This window comes from Amycolatopsis taiwanensis DSM 45107 (assembly GCF_000519205.1).
Classification (GTDB): domain Bacteria; phylum Actinomycetota; class Actinomycetes; order Mycobacteriales; family Pseudonocardiaceae; genus Amycolatopsis_E; species Amycolatopsis_E taiwanensis.
The window spans coordinates 193,307-213,003 of sequence record NZ_JAFB01000010.1 but is presented as its reverse complement, the minus strand read 5'-3'; the positions used below and the strand labels follow the sequence as shown (position 1 = coordinate 213,003).

Here is a 19,697-nt window from a genome sequence, read left to right as displayed (position 1 = left end):
TCCGCCAGCCAGCCGGGAATCACACCGCGCCCGCCGCGCGGGCCAGCTGAATGTCCATGCCCTCCTTGCGCATCCGCTGGTCGATGTAGAGCAGCGCGGTGGCACCCGCGACGAACGGCGCGACCAGTGTCTGCGCGACCACCTGTCCCGCACTGGAAAGCAGCTGCACGCCGATGGAGGCGCTGCCCAGTTCGGCCATGTCCGCGCCCCCGACACCCGCCGACAGGTTGAACGGAATCTGGATGACGAAGGCGATGACCGTGGCGCACACACCGGTGAGCAGAAGGACGCCGAACACGCGCCACCACGAGCCCTGGACGAGCAACCGGGACCGGTTCAGCGCCTGCCCCACGCGGCCGTGCTCCAGCACCAGTGCCGGGCTGGCGAGGCTGAACAACGCGTACAGCCAGATACCGGGAACCAGGAAGAACACGGAGCCGACCGCGACCATCAGCGTGTAGAGCACGGTCACGCCGAGCAGTGCCGGCAGCCGCGGCGCCAGTTCGCCCAGCGCCTCGCCGAACGTGATCGGCTTTCCGAGCACCGCCTTGCCCACCACGACGGTCATGAACCCGGTCAGGAAGGTCCGGATCAGCACGGTGATCACGAGGGTCACGCCCAGCGTTGCCGCGGTCTGGCCGAGGACCGCGGACGCGTAGTCCAACGCCTCCTGTGGCGTCGCCGCCGGACCGGGCTGCGGCGGGATCGGTCCCATCTCGCTGAGTAGCCAGATCGAGGCGCCGAGACTCAGCGCGGCCTCGATGACGGCGACGATCGCGGAGACGCCGAAGGTCAGCCCGGGATGGCGGCGCATCGTGTTGATCGCGCCATCGAGGATCTCGCCCACGCTCAATGGCCGTAACGGGATCACGCCGGGTTTTCCGTAACCGCGGGGAGAGCCGTACCCGGGTGCCTGCGGAAACGAAGGCGGCGGTGCCTGCCAGCCCGGCGAAGGCTTCTGCTGGTCTCCTTGACGGCTCGGATCCGACCAACCGCCGTTGTCGCTCACTGTTCCTCCGCGTGTTTGCGCGCGACCGCGATCGTGTCGACGCGGCGCTGGAGTCCAAGACCAGGTTCCATCCTCGACCATGGCGCCCGATAACGGACCTTCGGGGCGCGCATGCCGACCACCTTGATTCTCGGGCCTGACACTGCCTTCCCGGTCTCGCTCTTGCCGCCCACTCTCGCAGACCCCCTGTGCCCGGCCAGCCCGGGCACGCCGGTCGGCAGCCAAGTCGTGATCTCCGTGGCTATGCTGGCTGCCGATGACGTACCCGCCGAGTACCCAGCGCCCCGGCCAAAGACACCCGCGCCGACGGCAAGGCAAGTCGTCATTGCCGGTGGCATTGTTCGTGCAGGGCGCGGTGGCGGTGCTGCTGCTGGGGCTGGTGGTGGCGATCCTGGTGAGCAAGTTGCCGGGGGACGACTCGTCCGGGCAGGCCACGGCGAGCGGGCCCGTCGGATCGGCGACGGCCGCGCCCGGCACCAGCGAGGCGGCACCGGGTTCCGGTAGCGGCGGGTCGTCCGGGCAGAAGACCCTCAAGCTCGCCGACCATCCCATCCTGCAGGACCCAGACGCCGGGTTACAGAACTTCATCTGCGTGTTGCCGTCCTGGGAAAGCTCGGAAGCCGGAGCCGAGGCGTTCTTCACCGCCGCCACCCGTTGCCTCAACGAGGCGTGGGGACCGTTCCTGACCTACTACCACCTGCCATTCGTGCCGCCGTCGCTGCATTTCCCGACCGGGAGCAGCTTCCAGACCGCGTGCGGGAACATCGCGGTGGGCGTGGCCACGGCCGCCTATTACTGCGACAACAACCTCTACGTGCCCTATCGCGGCTTGCAGGTCGAGCAGTACGGCAACAATCCCGGCGTGTACCTCGCGTTGATCGCGCACGAGTACGGCCATCACGTGCAGGAGGTCGCCGGGATCATGGACGCGGTATGGCAGCAGATCTACACCTACGGTCAGGTCAGCCCGACCGGCCTCGACCTGTCGCGGCGCAAGGAGCTGCAGGCCCAGTGCTTTTCCGGGATGTTCCTGGGCGCGGTGGTCGATCGCGGCGGTTCGATCAGCCGTGACATGTACGCGAAGGCGTGGCGCGATCAGGACACGCGCGGCGACAACACCTCCGGCAGCCACGACCACGGCACCAACGCGCACTACGCGTCGTGGTGGCGAGTGGGCGCACAGTACAACCGGATCGCCCGGTGCAACACCTTCGCCGCGGCCACCTCGGACGTCTCCTGACCTGCCCGGTCCTGCTGGTCCGGCGCGCACGACGTTTCGAAGCAAATACGCCTTGCTTCTTTTCCCGCCACCGAGCCACAACCCGCTGAAGGAAGCGGACGCTGCTCCCCGCCGGCTACTTCACCATGGGCCGGTCGGCTGACGAGTTCGGGACAGCGCTGCTCAAGCCAGGGCCGGCTCACGCCGGGGGCCGCGAAGGACCAGGAAGGCGTAGGTGCCGCCGCCAAGGCAGGACAGCGCGAGCAGGGCAAGGCCGACCGGGCGGCGGAGGTCGGTGTGGCCCTGGATCACGTCGGCGAGGTGCACCTTGCCGGAGCCGGTGCCGAAGTCCACCGGGACGGTGACCTGCACCCGGTCGCCCTTGTCGTGGCCGCAGGCGTCGAGGTTTCCGGTCCGGCTCTGGCCACCCTGCTGGAACTCCACGGTTTCCATCGCGTTCGTGCCGGTGCAGGACGCAGGGGTGGTCACCGTCGCGTCGGCGACGATGCCCGGCGCAGGGGCCGTGAGCCCCAGGATGCCCGGCCCCGCCCACCACACGCCGGTCACGATCGCGACGCCGGCCAGCGCGGCGATAGCGAAGGTCTTCCAGCGCGACACGAGGGTCTTCCAGCGCAACACGTTCGCAATGGTTCCAGATGCGTCCGGCAATGCACACCCGCCGACGTCACGGACCGGCTGCGTCAGTCCCCACTGTCGACCGGAGTGACCTTCCGCACGTACAACAGCCGGTCTCCCGGTTCGAGCGCGTCGACATGCGGCGAGTCGACCCGGTGCAGGGTGCCGTCGCGAACCACCCCGAGCACGATGTCGGCCAGGTGGCGCGGCGAGCCGCCCTCCTCGGCACGTTCCACCGGCCGCTCGGTGATGGCGAGCCCGGACTCGGGAGTCAAGAGGTCCTCGACCACGTCGACCACGGTCGGTGAAGCCGTCGCCATGCCGAGTAGGCGGCCGGCGGTCTCGCTGGACACGACGACCTGGTCCGCGCCGGACTGCTTGAGCAGGTGCACGTTCTCCGCCTCGCGCACCGCGGCCACGATGTGCGCCTTGGGCGCGAGTTCCCGGGCCGTGAGGGTGGCCAGCACCGCGGAGTCGTCCCGGTTGGTGGCGACCACCACTGCCCGGGCCCGCTGCACCCCGGCGACCCGCAGCACATCGGACCGGGTGGCCGAGCCGTGCACGGTGACCAGACCGAGCGCGGCGGCCGAGTCGAGCGCCTGCGGGTCGGTGTCCACCACGACAACCCGGTTCCGCTCGACGCTCTCGTCACCGAGGAGAGTATTGACGGCGGACCGGCCCTTCGTGCCGAACCCGACCACCACCACGTGCTCTCGCACTCGCCTCCTCCATTTCTGGGCCCGGAAAGCCTGCCGCGAACGCTCGGTCAGCACCTCCAGTGTGGTACTGACCAGGACGATGAGAAACAGCACCCGCAACACGGTGATCACCGAGACGTTGACCAGGCGGGCGGAGGCGCTGACCGGCACGATGTCGCCGTAGCCGGTCGTCGTGAGCGAAACCGTCGCGTAGTAGAAGCTGTCCAGCAGGGAAAGCGGAGTACCACGGTTGACATCAAGGTAGCCGTCTCGATCGACGTAGACGATCAGCGCGGTGGCCACCAGCGCCACCAGGGCGCCGATGACCCGTCGCACGATCGACCGCAGCGGGGTGGTCGACGGCTCGGGCATCCTGATCATGCCCATGAGTGTCCGATCGGGATCACGCACCTGTGGATCGTAGAAGGGCCGCCCCGCTCTCCGCCAGGCACACCGGCTCAAGCCCAAGCGTCCCCGTTCTGGAGAAAGCGAGGACGGTCTTGCGCTGGACCCGGCAGCGACCACTCAACGGATCGCGGAGACCCGGCCGAATGGGAGGCGTTCCGCCGTGGCGCCAACGACCGCCGGCATCATCTCCAGATGTCGGCGGCCTCCCGCACGAAGTCCTCGAACGCCCGCGGCGCACGCCCCAGCACCCGGCGCACATCATCGAACGGCGTGGCGTAGAAGCAATCCCGGACACCGGTGGCGGCCTCCAGAGACCACGCTACGGCGTCCTGCGATGTGCCGGCCGCGAGCGCACCGGCCGCCCACTCGGCGGGGTCGACCTCCACGACCTCGATCGCGCGACCGGTCTCATCGGCGATCACGGCCATCGCGTCCGCATAGGACAGGGCTCGTGGCCCGGACAGCTCGTAGGTCTGACCACCATGGCCATCCGCCGTCAGTGCCGCCACCGCCACCTCGGCGATGTCTGCCACGTCGATGAAGTCGATCGGCGCGTGACCGGTCGCGATCTGGCGTAACGTGCCGGCACGCACCGCGTCCCGGAGGCGACCCTCGGCGAAGTTCTGGTTGAACACGCTCGGCCGCAGGATGGTCCAGGCCACCCCGGACGAACGCACCGGTTCCTCGAGCGCGAGCATCCGTTTGCTGCCGGCACGGGCGCTGCGTCCGGACAGCAGCACCAGCCGCCGTACGCCGGATCGGACTGCCCGGGGCACGAACGCGCGCACCGCGTCCACGGCCAGGTCCGGCACCGTGGGCGTGGCGAGGTAGACACTCCCGATGCCCGCCAGCGCCGGTGCCCAGGTCCGCTCGTCATCCCAGTCGAAGCGGGTCGCGCTCGACCGGGACACCGCCCGCACCCGGTCACCCCGCTGCCGCAGCAGGCTCGCGACGAGCCGCCCCGTCTTCCCCGTCGCCCCAAGCACCAGCACCGAGTCCCCAGTCACGCGTCTCACCGTAGTGGAGCGCCACATAGCTACCCGCAGCGCACGAAACGTTACGCATCCGACGCCGACATCGCGTTGAGGCATGACGCCAGGTCACACGCGGGGTCGACGGTTAATCCGTAGCAAATCCACCTTGCTCCACTTCACCGGGCTCTTCGACGGACTCTTCAGCGGGCTCTTCGGGTACCGAGCGGAGCAGGGCGCGAAGGCCGTCGGGGTCGAGGAGGTCGACCGGGCGCAGCGTGTGGTCGTGCCGGACGTAGTGGAAGGCGGCGCGCACCTTCTCCAGCGGCGTGCCGGACAGGGACGCCCACGCCAGGCGGTAGGCGGCGAGCTGCACCGCCAGCGGACGGAGCCGGGCGGGTTCGGGCACGGAGCCGGTCTTCCAGTCCACGACCGTCCAGCCGCCGTCCGGATCGGCGAACACCGCGTCCATCCGGCCACGCACGGTCACACCGTCGATTTCCGTGGAGAACGGCACTTCGACCTCGTGCGGTGTCCGGTCCGCCCAACTGCTCGCCTCGAACGCGGCGCGCAGTTCGTCCAACGCCTCGTCGCCGGGCGCGTCCGGGTCGGCGGCGCCGGGCAGTTCGTCGATCTCCAGCAGGCGCTCCCCGGCGAACCGATGCTCGAGCCAGCCGTGGAATGCCGTGCCACGGCGGGCGAAGGCGTTGGGCGGCACCGGCAGGGGGCGACGCAACCGGCGGGCGAGACCGGCCGGGTCGGCGGCCAGCTCGACCAGCTGGCTCACCGAGAGCCGGCCGGGCAGAGTGATCGGTTCCCTCCTCGCCCCGGCCGCGGCCCGCTCGGCCAGCAGCACGTCGGTGTCCGCGATCCATCCGTCGGGATCGTCGGTCTCCTCGACGGCCGGGCCGTCGAGCGCGGCCAGGACCAGCTCCGCGCCCGCCGCCACGGCCTGCCGCCGCTCCCCGAGCGGGTCGGCGGGCCAGCTCGCCGTCCGACCCTCGGCGACCAGCGGGTTCTCCTGATCCTCGGCCGGTTCCTCGGCCCACGCCACCGGTTCGACCAGCTCCGCGAGCTCGGTGAGGAAGGCCGAGGGCCCCTTCGGTTTGCCGCTCGACTCGTTCCACCAGTGCCCCGACACGAGCATGGCGTGCTCCGAGCGGGTCAACGCGACATAGCAGAGCCGGCGTTCCTCCTCGGCCTCCCGCTCGGCGAAGCTTTCCTCGTGTTCCGCGAGCGCTTCGAGGATTTCCTTGCGGTCCATACCCGGTGCGACCCGGAGCTGCGGCAGGTCCTGGGCGTCACCGCGCAACGCGGCCGGCAGCGATGTGGCCGTGCGCAACCACGACGAAGACCGCCGCTTCGCCGGGAACACCTCCCGCACCAGATGTGGCACGGCCACGACCTGCCATTCCAGGCCCTTCGCCGAATGCACGGTGAGCACCTGCACCCGGTCCGGCAGCACCTCGACCTCGCCGGGGGTCAGGCCGTCCTCCGCGTGGACCGCCGTCGCCAGGTAGTCCACAAAGGACATGAGCGTCGCGTCGGGCGCGGTCTCGGCGAATTCGGTTACGACGTCGGCAAAAGCGTCGAGGTGCGCCCGGCCGGCGCCACCCGGCCTGGCCAGGGACTCGACGTCGAGCAGCATGGTCCGCTCGATGTCGGCGACGAGTTCCGGCAGGGACTGATCCAGGCGGAGCCGCAGCCGGGAAAGCTCCCCGGCCAGCGCCCGGATCCGCCGGTAGCCTTCCGCCGAGTACCGCTCCGAGTCACCGGGATCATCCAGGGCGTCGATCAACCCGGTCTGCTCGGCATGCTCGGTGAACAGATCGTCCAGGTCCGACTCTTCGGTCGGGGGCGGGGCGGCGATTTCGTTCGCCCGCTGCCACAGTTCGGCCAGGTCCGCGGCCGCGAGCCGCCAGCGCGCGCCGGTGAGCAGCCGGGCGGCTGCGGTGCCGGCCAACGGGTCGGCCAGCACCCGCAGCGTGGCCACCAGATCGGCCACCTCGGGTTCGTCGAGCAGGCCGCCGAGGCCGACGACCTCCACCGGCAGGCCACGCGCCCGCAGTTCGGCCGCGATCGGCGCCATGTCCGCCCGCCGGCGGACCAGCACGGCCGCGGTGGGCGGCGAACCGGTCGCCTCGAGGAAGGTGAACCAGCGGCCGGCCATGGCGTCGGCGATCCACGCCCGCTCCGCGCGGACGTCCGGCAGCAGGGCGCATTGGATGTCCGCCGGGCCGGCGCCGTCGCGGGCCCGCAGCCGCTCGACACCCAGGCCACGCGCCCGCAGCGGCTCGGCGATCCCGTTGGCGAGGGCGAGCACCTCGGGCGGGTTCCGGAAGCTGGTCAGCAGCCCGAACTCCCGGGCCGGGGCGAGCCGCTCGGCCTCCGGTGGAAGCTCCGACCCCACATCCGCTACTGGGGGCTGCCCCCGGACCCCCTTTTCCCGGCGGGGAAAGTCGGTGGTGAACCGGGGCAGGTTCGCCGCACTGGCCCCGCGCCAGCCGTAGATCGCCTGCGCCGGGTCGCCGACCGCGGTCACCGGCAGCGGAGGTTGCTCGGTGCCGCCGAAGAGCGAACGCAGCAGCACCCGCTGGGCGTGGCCGGTGTCCTGGTACTCATCCAGCAGCACCGCGCCGTAGCGCTCCCGCTCCCCCGCGACGACCTCGGGATGCCCGGCGGCCAGCCGCGCGGCCAGCGACATCTGGTCGGCGAAGTCGAGTGCCCCCTCTGCCCGCTTACGCTGCTGGTAACCGTCGATCAGGGGCAGCAGCGCGAGCCGGAACCGTTGTGTCTCCAGCACTTCCGCGAGTGCCTTCGGCAACGCGGCGCGCTGGCCCTTGGCGCGCGGAGCATGCTCGATCAACTCGCACAGCCGGTTGCTGTACTCGGCCAGTTCGGCCGCACCGACCAGGTGCTCCCCCAACTCGCCGGCGAGCGCGAGCAGCTGGCCGGTGACCGAGGCGGGCACCCGGTCGGTCTCCAGATCACTGTCCCAAGTGGACACTACGCGGTGCGCCAGCCGCCACGATGCCGTCTCCGAGAGCAATCGCACGCCCGGCTGCACGGGCAGCCTCAGTCCGTGCTCGGCGAGCAGGCGGCCGGCGTAGGCGTGGTAGGTCAGCACGGTGGGCTCGCCCGCGAGGATTTCGGCCCGGCGCCGCCCACCCGGGTCGATCCGGTCGAGCAGGCCCGAGCCGGCCAGCCGCCGCAGCCGGGCCCGCACCCGTTCGGCGAGCTGCCGCGCGGCCTTGCGGGTGAAGGTGAGCCCGAGCACACGTTCCGGGGTGACGATGCCGTTGGCCACCAGCCAGACCACCCTGGCCGCCATCGTCTCGGTCTTCCCGGCTCCGGCGCCCGCCACGACGAGCGCGGGCTCGACCGGCGCCGCGATCACCGCGGCCTGCTCCGGCGTGGGCGGGTGCAGCCCCAGCGCTTCGGCTACCTCCGCGGGCGAGACCGGTTCGGCGCCGGTCACTCGGTCACCTGCCTGCCCTCGGGGCGGATCGGGCACGAACCGCGCCCGGGGCAGCGCTCGCAGTCGGTGTTCTCGTTGGCCTGGTACACCGGCCCGGACGACGACACGGCGACGTCGCGCACGAGGTCCAGCCAGCGCCGGCCGCTCTCGTCGTCCAGCGGCGGCTGGTCGCGCTGGGTGGCCCCGTTCTTGGCATGCGACTTGGCCAGATAGACCAGCTTCGCCCCGCCCGGGCTCTGGTTCTCGCCGAACGCGCCCAGCAGCACGGAAAGCTGGTAGGTGGCCAGCTGCGGGTGCAGTTCCGCTTCGGCCGCGGTAACCGGGCTCTTGCCGGTCTTGAGGTCGACGACCACCATCCGGCCCTCGCGGTCGGTCTCCAGCCGGTCGACCCGGCCGCGCAGCCGCACCACCAGGCCGTCTTCCCCGATCGGCAGCTCGACCTCGACGTCCTGCTCCACCCCGAGCTGCGCCAGCTCGCTGCGGCTGATTTCCAGCCAGGCCAGGAAGTTGCGCACCATCTGCTCGACGCGGGCGCGTTCCCGCCGAGAGAACCACGGCGCCCCGGCGTCGACCCTGGCCCAGGCTTCGTCGAGCGCCCTGCGCAGGCCATCGTCGTCGAGCCCGTTCGCCGCGGCCTGCGCGAGTCCGTGCACGAGGGTGCCGGTCACCGCGGCCAGCTGCGCCGGGTCGCTGCCGCCGTGCCGCTCGATCAGCCAGCGCAACGGACACCGGGTCAAGACGTCCACTGTGGATGGTGAGACGCGGACGACGTCACCCGAGCGGTACAGCGGATCGTCGGTCGACACGTCGGACAGGCCATACCACGAGCGAGGGTGCGCGCCGGGCACGCCGGCCGCCGCCAGTCGCGCGAGCTGCCGGGCCGCGCGCTGCCGGCGTTCGGGCTCGGTGCGCTCGTCGCAGACGGCCCGCCGCAACTCACCGACCAGCTCGGCCAGGACCAGCGAGCGCCCCGGTGGCTTCATCCGGGAGTCCACACCGGACTCCTCTGCCGTGTTCTCCTCGAGGTCGTCGATGAACCGGGACGGCTGCTCGTCCTCCCCGGCGACCGCGCTGACCAGCAGGGTCCGCCGTGCACGGCTGGCCGCCACATAGAACAGCCGGCGTTCCTCGGCCAGGATCGGCGCCGTGGCGGACACCCGGTCACTGTCCACTCCGGACAATTGGTCGACCAGCTTTTCCACGCCGAGCAAGGAACCGCGCAGCCTCAGGTCCGGCCAGCTACCCTCCTGAACCCCGGCGACCGCGACGACCGTCCATTCACGGCCGGCAGCGGCGTGCGCGGTCAGCAGCGATACCCCGTCGCCGCGGGCGGCGACCGGCGCCAGGCTGTCCCCCGCGATGTTCTGCGACGACAGGTAGTCGGCGAACGAGGCCACACTCGCCTTGGGCAATCTGTCGACATATCGACCGGCGGCGTGGAACAGTGCCACGATCGCGTCCAGGTCCCGATCCGCCTGCGCGCCCAGCGTCCCGCCACCCGCGGCCGTCCGCACCAGGCGCTTCTGCAGCCCGCTTTCCCGCCACACCTCCCACAGCACCTGCTCGACCCCGGCACCGCGCTCGACCGCGGCCCGGGCGGTGGCGATCAGGCCGCCGACGCGCCGGACCGGCGTGGCCTCCGAATCGGCCAGCCCGGCCAGTTTGTCGTTGTCCCGCAACACTTCCAGCAACAGCTCGTCGCTGGAACGATGCCCGCCGCCGGCCACCTCCAGCCGGCGCAGGCCACGGCGCATCCGCCGCAGCGCGAGCGGGTCGGCGCCGCCCAGCGGGGAGGACAGCAGCATTTCGGCGAGGTCCACGTCCAGCACGTCCGGGTTCGCCGCGACGCGCAGGACGGCGAGCACCGGACGAATCGCGGGCTGACGGGCGAGCGGCAGCTCCTCGGTCGCCGAAGCGATCGGCACGCCCGCCGCGCGCAGGGCCCGGTGCAGTACCGGGAAGGACTGGCCGGGCGAGCGGACCAGCACCGCCATCTCCGACCACGGCACACCGGCCGTCAGATGCGCGCGGCGCAGCTGGTCGGCCACCCAGCTCGCCTCGGCCGCCGGGGTCGGCATGAGCCGGACCCGGACCGCGCCCTCGTCCCGGTCCTCCCCCGCGGTGAAGGCGCGGTGCCGGTTCGCACCCGGGAGCGTGCCGGCGATCCTGGTCACCGCGCCGTGCACGGCGGGACTCAGCCGGTGCGTCCTGGTCAGCGTGATGGTGCGCGCATCGCCGGAGTCCGCGTCGGTGAGCAACGCGGGATCCGCGCCACGGAAGGAGAACACGGCCTGGTCGGGGTCGCCGGCCAGCACGAAGTCATCGGCCGCCGAGCCCAGCAGCCGCAGCAGGCGGAACTGCAGGTGGTCGAGGTGCTGGGCATCGTCGACGAACACGTGCCGGATCCGGGCCTGTTCGCGGGTGAGCAGCTCGGGATCGCCCTCCATCTCCACCAGCGCGCCGGCCACCAGCTCCGCGGCGTCGAGCGCGGGCGACCCGCCCGCGCCCTGCAGTACGGTGACCTCCTCGTACTGCCGCCAAAACCGCCCTGCCGCCGCCCATTCCGGGCGGTCGAGGCTGGTTCCGAGCTTGATCAGGTCTTCCGGGCCGAGCCCGCGTTCGGCGGCGCGCAGCAGCAGGTCCCGGAGCTCCTCGGCGAACCCGGGGACGGCCAGCGCGGGACGCAGCCGTTCCGGCCAGTACTCGGCGCCGGTCTCCAGGTCGCCGGCCAGTAGTTCTCGCACCACGACGTCCTGCTCGGGCCCGGACAGCAACCGGGGCGGCGGCAGTTCCAGGGCGGTGGCCTGCAGCCGGAGTAAGGCGAAGGCGTACGAGTGCACGGTGCGCACGATGGGTTCGCGGATGGTGCGCGCGCCTGAAACGACCCGCCGGGTGATGTCGGCGCGTAACGCATCGGCGGCGCGGCGGGACGCGGTGAGCACGAGCAGCCGTTCCGGATCGGCGCCGGAGTCGATGCGGCTGGCCGCGGCCGTGGCGATCAGAGTGGACTTGCCGGTGCCCGGCCCGCCCAGCACCCGCACGAACCCGCTCGGGCGCTCGATCACGTCGGCCGCGCCGGCGTCCCAGTGCTGGGGGCGTACGGGTTCGGCGGGCCGGCGGACCAGCCGTGCTTGCCTTCCCGCGCCACTCACGCCAGAGATGGAATCACGGCGCGCTGATCGTCTCGCGCAGGGCACGCCGGTTGCTCGGGCCGAAAGTGCCGGAGGAGGTCAGTAGGGTGTAGCCGTGGACGAGGAGTTGCACGAGCGGGTGCGGGAGGTCATCGCGACGGTACCGCCCGGCAAGGTCGCCACCTACGGCGATATCGCCGCGATCGCGGGCGCGCCGTCGCCGAGGCTCGTCGGGCGGATTCTCGCCGAGGACGGCGCCGACCTGCCCTGGCACCGCGTCCTGCGGGCCAATGGCACCCCCGCGCCCCACCTCGCACACCGGCAGCTCGAGCTGCTGCGCGCCGAAGGTGTGCTCGCCGACGGTCAGCGGGTCAACCTGCGCACCCACCGTTGGCAGGGCTGACACCGGCCCACCCGACACGCGAGTCCCCCACTCCCGTAGCGCGAGTCCCTCGTTCGCGTCGCACGAATCCCACACTCGCCGTGGAACCGCCCTGACGGAAACGGGGACACACACGACGGGAACGGGGGACTCGCGCGGATCAGGCGTAGTGGGAGCCCATCCTCGCGACGGCTTCGGCCACCTCGGCGCGCAGGTCGGCGGGAGCCAGCACCTGCAGTTCCGGGCCGAAACGCAGCAGCTGCCCCAGCGCCGGACCGCGCGGCTCGACCGGCAGCTCCACAATGGACCACCCGTCGTCGTCCGGTTCCCCGCCGGTTTCCCGCAGCGCGCGAGCGCCGACGGCACCCATGTGGAACGGCACGAGATCGCGCCCCAGCGAAGAAAGGCGCACGACGGCGACCCGGGGATAGAGTCTCCGCTCGTACTGCTCCGACCATCCCCGCCAGTAGGCCGCGAGATCGAAGTCCGTGGGCCGGGAGAACGACTCGCCGGAGTCTTGCAACTCGATAATGCGCGAGACCCGGTACGTCCGGTCGGTGCCGTCGCGGCGGCCGGCGAGATACCAGTTCCCGGCCTTGAGGATCAGGCCCAACGGGTCGAGCGTCCGGGTCACCTCGCTGTCGTCCCAGCGGCGGTAGCGCATCGTCACCCGCCGGCTCTCCCAGACGGCACCGGCGATTTCGGCCAGCCGCGATGGGCTTTCCACGCCACGGAACCAGCCAGGGACGTCCAGCAGGAAACGCTCGGCCACGGTGCCTGCGCGAGCCCGCAGGTCCGCGGGCAAGGCCGCGACGACCTTCAACTGCGCCGCCGCCAGCACCGTGCCCAGGCCCAGTTCGGCCGCCGCGGCCGGCACGCCGGCCAGCGCAAGCGCTTGCGCCTCCTCCTCGCTGAGGCCGGTCAACCTGGTGCGATAGCCGTCGACCAGGCGATACCCGCCCGTTCGCCCCCGGTCGGCATAGACGGGAACGCCGGACGCCGACAACGCGTCGATGTCCCGGTACACCGTGCGCACCGAGACCTCCAGCTCCTCCGCGAGTTCCTCCGCCGTCATCCGCCCGCGGTTCTGCAACAGCAGCAACACCGAGAGCAACCTGCTCGCCCGCATAAATCTCAGCCTCCACCAAAAGCCTGACACAAGATGACAGGTATGGGCGGCAGACTTTGCGCCATGACCGACACCTTCACCGTCCAGGGCTGGACCGAGAACATCGTCAGCGGCGGGGAGAACGCTCCGCGGTTCGCCCACGCGCATGTGACCTTTGGCTACACCGGCGTGATCGAAGGCAGCTCCACCTGCGATTACCTGATGTACTACCCCGGTGAGGGCCACACCGACCAGAAGGCGCCCGGATTCGAGCGCATCGAGGGCACCGTCGAGGGCCGCAAGGGCAGTTTCGTCCTCCGGCACGAGGTTGGTTATGGGGCCGAAGGGGTGCAGGGAACGTTCATCGTGGTACCCGGCTCCGGCACCGGCGATCTGGCCGGTATCAGGGGAACTGGCACCGTGTGGGGCTCCAGCAGGACCATGAACTACACCTTCGACTACAAGCTGTAAGGGACGATCTTGCTGGAAGTCGATCGCGAACAGGTGCTCGCCCATCGGATCGCGGCCCACGGGCTGCACCGGGACGAGACGGACCCGAACACGCTCGCGGTGTTCGACCTCGGCCTGCAGAACACCCAACGGGACACGGCGGCGCTCTCACTCGCCGCCCGCGTGGCCGATGAGGTCACCGAAGAGTCCATGGTGGACGATCCCCGGTTCGTGCTCGCGTGGACGCACCGCGGCGCGCCGCACTTCCACCGGCGGGACGAGTTGCCCGCGGTGACGTCGGCGCTCGTCCCGCTGGACGAGACCGACGCGATGAACCGGATGCTCTTCCAACGGCGGATGGTGGAGGCGGCCGGGGTAGGCGCGCTCGACGGCTTGTTCGCCACCGCCCGCGCGATCCGCGAGGTCGTGCACGAGCCGATGACGAAGGGTGCGGTCAGCACCGCCATCACCAAGATCATCCCGTCCGGGTTGTCCGCATGGTGCCGGGGTTGCCAGGCGACGCACGTTTCGGAGCAGGTGATGCGCCTTGCCGCGGTCCACGGCGGCACCCGGCTGGAGGCGGGCGCCTCACCGGCCACGCTCGCGCCGCTCGAAGGCAGCCCGCCGATGCGAACCGAACCGGACCCGGCCGCGGCAACCGCCGTGGTCGTGGCCTACCTGCGCCTCCACGGACCGGCCACGCCCACGGAAGCGGCCGGTTTCGTGGGCACCACGGCGACGATGGCCAAGCGCATATGGCCGGACGGCCTCACCGAGGTGCGGGTGGACGGCCGCAAGGCCTTTCTCCCAACGGGAGATGTGCCGGCCCTGGAGAACCCGCCGGAGCCCGGCGTCGTGCGGTTACTGCCGCCGTGGGATCCGTTCCTGCAGGCCCGCGACCGCGGGCTGCTGGTGCCGGACAAGGCTCGGCAGAAGGAAATCTGGAAGATCATCGGTAACCCCGGCGCGCTGCTGGTGCACGGGGAGGTCGCCGGGACGTGGCGCACCAAGGCGGCCGGACGCAAGCGCCTCGACTTCACCGTTCATCCATTTTGGACATTGCGACCCGCCGTGAAGCGGGAGGTCGAAGCCGAGGCCGAGCGCGTCGCCGCCGTCCGTGGCGTCCCCGAACTGCGCGTCGCCTGGACCGGTTGACCTTCAACCGCGGCCGATCAGGCGTCGAGGCCGAGCGCCGGGTACTCGGGGTGAGTGGCGTAGCGGGCGGCGATCTTCCGGACGTCGGCGTCCGCCTGATGCCATGCCTCGTTCCCGTAAACCAGCGTGCGCAGCGCGTGCACGCTGTGCTCCAGGCGCAGGCGCAAGCCCTGGTCGTCCACACCGTCCTCAATTGGGAATTCCTCGTTCAGGCGTGCCTTGCAGAAGTAGTAGACAGCGGGAAGGTTTGCCAGGATGAACACGCAGACATCTTCGCCCATCGCACGGTGATCGGAAAGCAGTTGCGGCGTTCCGGACACTGCGCCCACCGTCCGTGACTTCCCCGAACTGCGCGCCGCCTGGACCGGTGCCTATACGGCAACCGAACGGCGCAGCGCCTGGCGGTAGCGAAGCAATATGAGGTCGACGACGCCGGGATGGGAGCCGAGCGGCTCGGCAACCACGTCGGCGCCCGACTCGGCCGCCCTGCGGTGGAAGAGGCCGGGCGCGAGCAGCCAGGCGGCCACCGCGACCCGGCGCCCCTGGCCGCGGGCGAGCGACACCGCGTCGGCGACAGACGGTTGCGCCGTGGCCGTATAGCCGACGCGGACATAGGTGCCCAGCCGGCAGGACAGTGCCTCGGCCACCAGCCGGACTTCGGCGAGTGCGAATGGATCGCTCGACCCGGCTGCGGCGAGCACGACCGCGTCGCCGTTCCGGTAGCCCGCCCGGTCGAGCCGGTCCCGCAGCACGTCGAGCAGTTCCGGAGCGGGGCCGAACGCCTCGGCGAGCACGACGTCGGGATGCCCACTTGCCGCGATCTGGGCGGGGATGTCGGTGCGCACGTGGTAACCGGAGGCCAGGAACGCGGGGATCACGACGGTCCGATGCCCGCGTACCGAGTCCAGCACCGGCGTCAGGCCGGGCCGGCGAACATCGGCATAGGCGAGCAGGACGGGCACATCCGCCTCTTCCCACACCCGCTTGGCCAGTGCCTCGACGACCAGCGCACCCTCCAGAGCCCGGGTTCCATGCGCCACCAGCACGATCACGGCGTGTCTCTTTCCACAGCCAGGCGGTAACCGCGTTTGACCACGGTCTGCACCAGCGTGGCTTCGCCGAGGGACGCGCGCAGACGGCCGACGGCGGTCTCGACCGCGTGTTCCTCGCCGCCGCCCGGGAGCACCGCGGTCAGCTCACGGCGCGAGACGACATGGCCGGGTTCGGCCGCCAGCGCCCGTAACACGGCCATCGGCGCGGGCGCCACCTCCCGCAACTGACCGTCCACAATGGCCGCCTGGCCACGCAGCTCGATGCCGCGTCCGGCAACGCGCAACCGCGGCGACCGGGCCTGGAGAGCCTCGGCCACTTCGCGGGCCAGCGCGCCGATCCGGGCCCGCGTGGGCTGCACGACCGGGATACCGAGCGCGGCCAGCGGTGCCGCCGCGATCGGCCCGACGCAGGCCACGAGCACCCGATAAGTGAAGGCGTCGACGAGCGCGGCCTGACGCCCGGTCCGCCGGGCCAGTGCCAGGGTGCTCGCCGCGGCGGGTGCGCTGGTGAACGGCATCGCATCGACGGCCCCGCCCAGCACGGCGTCGATCAGCCGGTCGAGCGGGCCGGGGTCGGCGGGGCCCACCCAGCGGTAGACCGGCACCTCGATCACCTCAGCGCCGGCCTCGGCCAGCGAATCAACGAAGTACGGCAAGGGTTCCCCATGCAGCTGCACGGCGATCCGCCGACCGTCCACTCCGGAGTCGAGCAGGTGCTGCAGCAGTTCCGCGTTGCTCTCCGACTTCGGTGAATAGTCCTCGGACAGGCCGGCGGCACGGATCGCGCCCCGCGCCTTCGGCCCGCGCGCCAGCAGTGTCGCCTTGCCCAGCCGGACGAGCAACTCTTCGCCGAGCCCCCAGCCCTCGGCCGCCTCGATCCAGCCACGGAACCCGATGCCCGTGGTGGCCACCACCAGGTCCGGCGGATGCTCGAGCAATGCGACGGTCGCGGAGCGCAGTTCGGTGTCGTCGGCCAGCGGTACGATCCGGATCGCCGGACCGTACCGAACGGTTGCGCCCTTGCGTACGAAAAGCGCGCCGAGCTCGTTGGCGCGCCTTGCCGCGGTGATCCCCACCGCGAAGCCGGCCAGAGGCGGGATGCCGGGCGGCGAAACGATGTTCATGGCCGGACGTGCACCACCCCATCGACGACGTGCACCCGGTAGGCGCGCACTCTCACCGTCTCGTCGTCGAGGCACACGCCGGTGCGCAGATCGAACCGTTGCTTGAGCAGCGGCGACGCTACGAACGGCACGCCCTGGGCATCGCCGGTCAACCCGCGCGACAGCACCGCTGCCCGGCCGAACGGGTCCATGTTGGACAGTCCGTAGAACTCGTCGCGCCCGGTACGGAAGATCGCCACCTGCCGGCCGTCGGGCAGCAGCGCGGCAACCCCGCGCCCCGGGGCCAGCCGGTCCACCTCGCACACGGGCACCATCTCGGCACGCATCACGGTCACCGCGACTCCACCTCCGGCATGCCGAGCAAAACGGGTACCTTCTGCTCCCGTTCCACCCGGAACGAGATGGTCGGGTCGGGCGTTCCCGGCGCGTTCACGAACGATGTGAAGCGGGCGAGCTTCTCCGGGTCCTCCAGCACGCCGCGCCATTCGTCCACGTAGTTCTCCACATGCTTGGCCATGGCCGCGTCCAGCTCGTCACAGATCCCGAGCTTGTCGTCGACGATGACCTCGCGTAAGTGATCCAGACCGCCATCCATGTCTTCGATCCACGACGCGGTCCGCTGCAGCCGATCCGCGGTGCGTACGTAGAACATCAGGAACCGGTCGAGGTACCGGATCAGCGACCCGGAGTCCACATCGGACACCAGAAGCCGTGCGTGACGGGGCAGGGTCCCGCCGTTACCGCCCACGTACAGGTTCCACCCCCGCTCCGTGGCGATCACGCCGAAGTCCTTGGCCCGCGCCTCGGCGCACTCCCGGGCGCAGCCCGAAACGCCACCCTTGATCTTGTGCGGCGAGCGCAGGCCGCGGTAGCGCAACTCCAGTTCGATCGCCATGCCGACACTGTCCTGGACGCCGTAGCGGCACCAGGTCGAGCCGACGCACGACTTCACCGTGCGCAGCGCCTTGCCGTACGCGTGCCCCGACTCGAACCCCGCGTCCACCAGCCGCTTCCAGATATTGGGTAGCTGGTCGACGGTCGCGCCGAACAGGTCGATGCGCTGCCCGCCGGTGATCTTGGTGTAGAGCCCGAACTCCCGGGCGACGGCGCCGAGCACGATCAGCTTGTCGGGCGTGATCTCGCCGCCGGGCAGGCGTGGCACCACCGAATAGGTGCCGTTCTTCTGCATGTTGGCCAAAAAATGGTCGTTGGTGTCCTGGAGGGTGGCCTGCTCGCCGTCGAGGATGTGACCGCCGTTGCGCTCGGTGGTGTCGATGGTGGCGAGGATCGAAGCAGCCGCGGGTTTACAGATCGCACAGCCGGAACCCGTGCCGTGCTTGGCGATCAGCTCGCCGAACGTGGTGATCCGGGTGGCCTTGACGATCTCGAACAGTTCCTGGCGCGAGTGCGCGAAGTGCTCGCACACGGCCTTGGACCGCTCGACCCCGCACAGGTCCAGCATCTTGGACAGCATCGGCACGCAGGAGCCGCACGTGGTGCCCGCCTTCGTGCAGGTCTTGATCGCCGCGACGCTGTCACAGCCCTGCGTGACGATCGCGCCGCAGATCGCGCCCTTGCTCACCGCATTGCACGAGCAGATCTGCGCCTCGTCCGGCAGCGCCTGGATACCGACGCCGCCGTTGCCGTTCCCCTCCGGCGCGAGCATCGTGGCCGGGTCGGCCGGAAGCCGTCTGCCGACCAGCGGCCGGAGCAGGTTGTACGAGCCGGCGTCGCCGACCAGGATGCCGCCCAGCAGGGTCTTGTCCCTGCTGGAGACCACGAGTTTCTTGTAGTAGCCGGAAACCGCGTCGGCGAGCACGACCTCCAGCGCGCCTTCGGTGGTCGCGTGCGCGTCACCGAAGCTCGCCACGTCGACGCCCATGAGCTTCAACTTCGCCGACATGTCCGCGCCGGGGAACACGCCTTCGGCACCCAGCAGTTGTGCCGAGACGATCTCAGCCATCGTGTAGCCCGGCGCGACGAGGCCGTAACACCGGCCTTCGACCGCAGCACATTCGCCGACGGCGAAGATGTCCGGGTCGCTGGTACGGCACGAAAGGTCGACCAGGATTCCGCCGCGCTCGCCGACAGCCAAGCCCGCGTCGCGCGCGAGTTCGTCGCGCGGCCGCACCCCGGCCGAGAACACGACCAGGTCGAGGTCCAGTTCGGTGCCGTTGGTCAGCTTCGTCGACAGGCGGTCGCCGTCCGCCTCGATCCGCTCGGCGGAGGTTCCGGTGTGGACGGTCAGGTCCAGCTCGGTGACCAGCTTGCGCAGCAGGCTTCCGCCGCCCTCGTCCACCTGGATCGGCATCAATCGCGGCGCCATCTCCACCACATGCGGGGAAAGTCCCAGGTCGCGCAGGGCCTTGGCGGCCTCCAGGCCGAGGAGCCCGCCGCCGACGACCATGGCAGCGGCCCGCCCGCGCCTGGTCGTCATCGCGCGCTCCACGGCGGCCCGGATCGCGTCCAGGTCTTCGATGGTGCGGTAGACGAAGCAGCCGGGCAGGTCGTGCCCGGGCACCGGGGGCACGAACGGGCGGGAGCCGGTGGCGAGCACGAGCGCATCGTGGGCCTGCCTGAAGCCGCCCGCCGTGGTCACCGTCCGGGCCGCCCGGTCGATCCGCCGGACCGGGTCGCCCAGCCGCAGGCCCACCCGTTCATCGCCGGCGTAGTCCGAGCCGGACAGGCTGAGCGCACGCGCGTCCCATCCGTCTACATACGATGTCAGTGCGACCCGGTCGTACGCCGGGCGCGGCTCTTCGGCGAGCACGACCACCCGCCAGGAGCCCTCGGTGTCCGTGGCCCGCAACACCTCCACGAGCCGATGCCCCACCATGCCGTGCCCGGCGACGACCAGGGTCCGCATCGTTTGCGCA

16 protein-coding genes are annotated in these 19,697 nt (G+C 71.0%); 4 read left to right on the top strand and 12 right to left on the bottom strand.

Annotated elements, in window-relative coordinates:
- Nucleotides 1-19: 19 nt before the first annotated feature.
- Nucleotides 20-1,009, bottom strand: a complete 990-nt coding sequence (locus tag A3CU_RS0110455; RefSeq protein ID WP_027942241.1) for a DUF7847 domain-containing protein — start codon at nucleotides 1,007-1,009, stop codon at nucleotides 20-22.
- Nucleotides 1,010-1,352: 343 nt separating this feature from the next.
- Between A3CU_RS0110455 and A3CU_RS0110445 the strand changes: the two genes are divergently transcribed.
- Nucleotides 1,353-2,249, top strand: coding sequence for a neutral zinc metallopeptidase (locus tag A3CU_RS0110445; RefSeq protein ID WP_043840911.1), 897 nt, complete (start codon nucleotides 1,353-1,355; stop codon nucleotides 2,247-2,249).
- Nucleotides 2,250-2,411: 162 nt separating this feature from the next.
- Here the strand turns inward: A3CU_RS0110445 and A3CU_RS0110440 are convergent, their stop codons facing one another.
- The 5 genes from A3CU_RS0110440 to A3CU_RS0110420 all read right to left on the bottom strand — a co-directional run bounded on the left by A3CU_RS0110440 (nucleotide 2,412) and on the right by A3CU_RS0110420 (nucleotide 11,580).
- Nucleotides 2,412-2,867: a hypothetical protein gene (locus A3CU_RS0110440; protein ID WP_342668904.1), complete on the bottom strand. Its 456-nt coding sequence runs from the start codon at nucleotides 2,865-2,867 to the stop codon at nucleotides 2,412-2,414.
- 62 nt (nucleotides 2,868-2,929) lie between these two features.
- Nucleotides 2,930-3,949, bottom strand: coding sequence for a potassium channel family protein (locus A3CU_RS0110435; RefSeq protein WP_052371615.1), 1,020 nt, complete (start codon nucleotides 3,947-3,949; stop codon nucleotides 2,930-2,932).
- Nucleotides 3,950-4,152: 203 nt separating this feature from the next.
- The gene (locus A3CU_RS0110430; RefSeq protein ID WP_245616977.1) at nucleotides 4,153-4,977 is read right to left on the bottom strand and encodes an NAD(P)H-binding protein; all 825 of its coding nucleotides are present in this window, start codon (nucleotides 4,975-4,977) and stop codon (nucleotides 4,153-4,155) included.
- A gap of 112 nt (nucleotides 4,978-5,089) precedes the next feature.
- On the bottom strand, nucleotides 5,090-8,419 hold the full coding sequence (locus A3CU_RS44295; protein WP_084143190.1) for an ATP-dependent helicase: 3,330 nt from the start codon (nucleotides 8,417-8,419) through the stop codon (nucleotides 5,090-5,092).
- On the bottom strand, nucleotides 8,416-11,580 hold the full coding sequence (locus A3CU_RS0110420; protein ID WP_156960308.1) for an ATP-dependent helicase: 3,165 nt from the start codon (nucleotides 11,578-11,580) through the stop codon (nucleotides 8,416-8,418). Before A3CU_RS0110420 ends, A3CU_RS44295 begins: the two co-directional genes overlap by 4 nt.
- A gap of 85 nt (nucleotides 11,581-11,665) precedes the next feature.
- On the opposite strand from A3CU_RS0110420, the gene A3CU_RS0110415 reads away from it, so the two are divergent.
- Nucleotides 11,666-11,953 carry an MGMT family protein gene (locus tag A3CU_RS0110415; protein WP_027942234.1) on the top strand — a complete coding sequence of 96 codons (288 nt, stop codon included), beginning with the start codon at nucleotides 11,666-11,668 and terminating at the stop codon, nucleotides 11,951-11,953.
- A 139-nt stretch (nucleotides 11,954-12,092) separates the two neighbouring features.
- Here the strand turns inward: A3CU_RS0110415 and A3CU_RS0110410 are convergent, their stop codons facing one another.
- Complete coding sequence (locus A3CU_RS0110410; RefSeq protein ID WP_027942233.1) at nucleotides 12,093-13,061, bottom strand: helix-turn-helix transcriptional regulator; 969 nt, start codon at nucleotides 13,059-13,061, stop codon at nucleotides 12,093-12,095.
- 63 nt (nucleotides 13,062-13,124) lie between these two features.
- Here A3CU_RS0110410 and A3CU_RS0110405 point away from each other — a divergent pair, with 63 nt between their 5' ends.
- Together A3CU_RS0110405 and A3CU_RS0110400 are read left to right on the top strand one after the other, a co-directional pair.
- On the top strand, nucleotides 13,125-13,511 hold the full coding sequence (locus tag A3CU_RS0110405) for a DUF3224 domain-containing protein (RefSeq protein WP_027942232.1): 387 nt from the start codon (nucleotides 13,125-13,127) through the stop codon (nucleotides 13,509-13,511).
- 9 nt (nucleotides 13,512-13,520) lie between these two features.
- Nucleotides 13,521-14,645 carry a winged helix DNA-binding domain-containing protein gene (locus A3CU_RS0110400; RefSeq protein ID WP_027942231.1) on the top strand — a complete coding sequence of 375 codons (1,125 nt, stop codon included), beginning with the start codon at nucleotides 13,521-13,523 and terminating at the stop codon, nucleotides 14,643-14,645.
- A 17-nt stretch (nucleotides 14,646-14,662) separates the two neighbouring features.
- Here the strand turns inward: A3CU_RS0110400 and A3CU_RS0110395 are convergent, their stop codons facing one another.
- Genes A3CU_RS0110395 through nirB form a run of 5 tightly spaced genes read right to left on the bottom strand, consistent with a single transcriptional unit; the run spans nucleotide 14,663 to nucleotide 19,687 of the window.
- On the bottom strand, nucleotides 14,663-14,965 hold the full coding sequence (locus A3CU_RS0110395; RefSeq protein ID WP_027942230.1) for a hypothetical protein: 303 nt from the start codon (nucleotides 14,963-14,965) through the stop codon (nucleotides 14,663-14,665).
- Between the two features lie 51 nt (nucleotides 14,966-15,016).
- On the bottom strand, nucleotides 15,017-15,697 hold the full coding sequence (locus A3CU_RS0110390) for a sirohydrochlorin chelatase (protein ID WP_027942229.1): 681 nt from the start codon (nucleotides 15,695-15,697) through the stop codon (nucleotides 15,017-15,019).
- The gene (locus A3CU_RS0110385; RefSeq protein WP_043840875.1) at nucleotides 15,694-16,821 is read right to left on the bottom strand and encodes a uroporphyrinogen-III synthase; all 1,128 of its coding nucleotides are present in this window, start codon (nucleotides 16,819-16,821) and stop codon (nucleotides 15,694-15,696) included. Before A3CU_RS0110385 ends, A3CU_RS0110390 begins: the two co-directional genes overlap by 4 nt.
- Nucleotides 16,818-17,147 (bottom strand): nitrite reductase small subunit NirD, encoded by a 330-nt coding sequence (gene nirD / locus A3CU_RS0110380; RefSeq protein ID WP_043840909.1) that lies wholly within the window; start codon nucleotides 17,145-17,147, stop codon nucleotides 16,818-16,820. The genes A3CU_RS0110385 and nirD overlap by 4 nt, the downstream gene beginning before the upstream one ends.
- A 5-nt stretch (nucleotides 17,148-17,152) precedes the next feature.
- Nucleotides 17,153-19,687 (bottom strand): nitrite reductase large subunit NirB, encoded by a 2,535-nt coding sequence (nirB, locus tag A3CU_RS0110375; RefSeq protein WP_027942226.1) that lies wholly within the window; start codon nucleotides 19,685-19,687, stop codon nucleotides 17,153-17,155.
- Between the last annotated feature and the right edge of the window lie 10 nt (nucleotides 19,688-19,697).